Origin of the sequence: Microbacterium sp. bgisy189, from assembly GCF_965345345.1 — a bacterium.
Taxonomy (GTDB): domain Bacteria; phylum Actinomycetota; class Actinomycetes; order Actinomycetales; family Microbacteriaceae; genus Microbacterium.
Genome location: NZ_CBDRMZ010000022.1, coordinates 1 through 1,515 on the forward strand (window position 1 = coordinate 1; position 1,515 = coordinate 1,515).

Genomic DNA, 1,515 nt, shown 5'->3' on the forward strand with positions numbered 1-1,515 from the left:
CCCTGTGCGTCAGGATGGGGTGAGACACCAGCACTGCTGACCTTCGCACTGCACGGGGCGAGAACGGACCAATACTGAGATGACGATGACGGTTGCTGACGTCGGCACCGATGATGGGGCTATGGCTCCTCGTGCTGACCGGCCCAAGAGGCGGACGTTCACCGCCGAGTTCAAAGCGGCGATCCTGGCCGAGTACGACGCCGCGGACCGCTCTGGGCGTGGGGAGATCCTGCGCCGGGAGGGCCTGTACACCTCCCACATCATCGAGTGGCGCAAGGCCGCGGCCGCCGGCTCGCTGTCCGGGCTGGGCAGCAAGCCGCGGGACCGGCGCGAGCGGGAGCTGCAGGCGCTACGGGCCCGGGCGGAGAAGGCCGAGGCCGAGCTGGCCAAGACCAGGGCGGCGCTGGACCTGATGGGAAAAGCACACGCGCTCTTGGAGACGCTCTCCGAGAGCGCGGACAAGCCGCCGCGGTCGCCGCGGTGATCAACCCGGCCGTCGACGGGCTGGCCGAGCACGTCGGCACCGCGGCTGCGTGCGCGCTGCTGGGTCGCTCCCGCGCCAGTCACTACCGGGCCAAGAACCCGCCACCGCCACGTCCACGGACACCGCGGCCGGCACCGGCGAACAAGCTGTCCGCCGCCGAGCGGGCCCACGTGCTGGCCGTGTTGACCAGCCAGCGGTTCGCGGACAAGTCGGTCGCCCAGGTCTGGGCCACGCTGCTGGACGAGGGCACCTACCTGTGCTCGATGTCCACGATGCACCGGATCCTGCGCGAGCACGACATGGCCGGGGAACGGCGCCGGCAGGCGAGCCACCCGCCCCGGACCCGGCCCGAGCTCGTCGCGACGGCGCCGGGGCAGGTGTGGAGTTGGGACATCACAAAGCTCAAGGGGCCGGAGCGGGGCGTGTACTACGACCTGTACGTCGTGCTCGACATCTTCTCCAGGTTCGTCGTGGGCTGGACCATCGCGGCCCGCGAGGACGCCGAGATCGCCAAGAACCTGCTCGAGCACGCCATGGGCATCCATGGCGTGCCGGAGGCGATCCACGCCGACCGCGGGACCTCGATGACCTCCAAACCGGTCGCTCAGCTGCTCGTCGACCTCGGGGTGGCCAGGTCGCACTCCCGCCCGCACGTGTCGAACGACAACCCTTACAGCGAGGCGGCGTTCAAGACGCTGAAGTACGCCCCGGTCTTCCCCGAGCGCTTCGGGTCCCTGGCCGACGCCGGCGCGTTCGCCGAGCAGTTCTTCGCCTACTACAACCACGAGCACCGCCACTGCGGGATCGGGCTGCACACCCCCGCCAGCGTCCACTTCGGCACCGCCGGGCAGGTCCGCGCCCAGCGCCAGGCCACCCTGGACGCGGCCTACGCCGCCCGTCCCGAGCGCTTCGGCCACCGCCGACCCCAGGCGCCCAAGCTGCCCGAGGCCGCCTGGATCAACCAGCCCTCACAGGAGGCCCTCATACAGACCGCCTGACGGAATCTGTCTCACCCGCCTTGACACTTTCCG

At 70.6% G+C, this 1,515-nt stretch carries 1 protein-coding gene; it reads left to right on the forward strand.

Features of this window, described 5'->3' with window-relative positions; translation table 11 throughout:
- The first annotated feature begins 85 nt into the window (after positions 1–85).
- Positions 86–1,482, forward strand: a protein-coding gene (locus tag ACSF8R_RS14580) for an IS3 family transposase (protein WP_370428832.1) whose coding sequence is annotated in 2 segments (ribosomal slippage) — positions 86–422 and positions 422–1,482 — 1,398 coding nt in all. Because the reading frame shifts where the segments join, the coding sequence is not laid out codon by codon here.
- Positions 1,483–1,515: the final 33 nt, after the last annotated feature.